Source organism: Fibrobacter sp. (assembly GCF_045112255.1).
GTDB lineage: Bacteria > Fibrobacterota > Fibrobacteria > Fibrobacterales > Fibrobacteraceae > Fibrobacter.
The window spans coordinates 1-1,603 of the sequence record NZ_JBGUHR010000103.1 but is presented as its reverse complement, the minus strand read 5'-3'; the positions used below and the strand labels follow the sequence as shown (position 1 = coordinate 1,603).

Sequence of the window (1,603 nt, the reverse complement as noted above, 5' to 3'; positions counted from 1 at the left end):
CTCCAAAGTTCAACGGCTTTCCAAATCGATCCACCGGCGTATTTTTCGTCTACCCATTTCTGCGCCGTAGTGAAGTTTCCGCGCCATAGTTCGACAGCTTTCCAAACTGATCCGCCAGAGTATTTATCATCTACCCATTTTTGTGCAGTTGTGAAGTTTCCACGCCACAGTTCAACAGCTTTCCATACCGACCCACCGAAATACTTGCTCTCGACCCATCCGGTTACGGTGTCCCAACCTTCTTTTTTGAGGCCAACATTTACATCAACCGTGCCGTCAACTACTGGCTTTATCCGGATTGGCATACCAAGAGCAAGAGTGTTCCCGGACGGGGATGTTACGCCGCTATTGGGAGTAAATAGGTTTTTCGGTTCAAGTTTTTCGCTTGTTCCCACACTCGGAACAACGGCAACGCCAACGCCGACCTTTTTCCCGTTTGTGCTTCCGGACGGTCTGTATGCTGTCCCGCTCGTGAACAGTTCGGTTCCATCAATAGGGTTTGGTACTTCCGATTCGATTGTAACGGTTACATCTTTTTTGTTCAGTTCGTCGTAGCTTTTTGCTAATGCTTCCGCTTCTTCTTTGGCATCCGCGAGGGCTTGCTTTGTATTTTCAAGACTATCGCTTATGTCGAATCCTATCCATCCAAGACCCGTTTTAATCCAATCGGGGAATTCATTCATCCCCTCTAAAATGGTTTCTTTCAACTCCAACCAAGATATTTTTAGGTCGTTGAAAAGCATTTTGAATGACAGGACGGCACGTTGAACGCCTTCCAAGTTCAAGAACCACTCCCATGCGATTTGATAATACGGTTTGGAGGTGTCGAATTCTTCTCCTAATGCTTCCTCTAAACCCTTTTTGAATCCAGCAGCAAAAGCCTTAAGAGCTTCCTTAACATCTTCCCAGTTTACGTTTTCCAAGAAGTACTTTATGTTTTTAACAACCGTTCCGACAAATGTACCGGCTGCTTCTCCCAACTTGCTGAAATTCTCCTGATTGCTGACAGCACCATTTAGCGCATCAGCAAGGTTATTTCCAAAATTCTGAATCTCCGGCCTTTTTAAGAAGTTGGTGATCTTCTGCGCCACATCCCCCAGCGCATCGCCAATCTTCGCACCAATCCCGAAGAAGTCACCGCTTGCAAACAGGTTCGCCCAATCGCTCTCCGCCTCTGCCCATTCGTACATCCCAGAATAGTCGGTGCTGTTCGATCCGCCTCCGCCGCCACCGGATTCCTTGCCGATCACGTTCAATTCGTCCCAGGAAGCTAAAAGCCCCTTGACCTTTTTGCCCGCACCACCAGCCGCGCTACCCAAATCGTTGAGGGACCCAACGGCTTTCTTATAGTAGCCGCCACCGTTCAGCACGGCAAAGAACCTTGTGATAGCGTCTGCTGCCGCCGTTACAAGGTTGATGATCCGGATTAATATGGGTTCGATTGCTGTAATTAGTCCGCCGAAAGCCGCGCCAAGTTGTAACTTCATGCGACCGGATGCGGCAGACAGGTTATCCATTGCGGCGGCAAGTTTAGCATTCGCTCCGCCCTGTTCCTTCGACCAGTTATATGCAGCTTCAAGACCCTGTTTGAAACTGTCCGTAA

General features: G+C 48.7%; 1 protein-coding gene. It reads right to left on the bottom strand.

The features are described from left to right. A partial coding sequence (locus tag ACJMM9_RS13555) for a hypothetical protein (RefSeq protein WP_405327986.1) occupies positions 1-1,603 on the bottom strand: 1,603 nt, incomplete at both ends.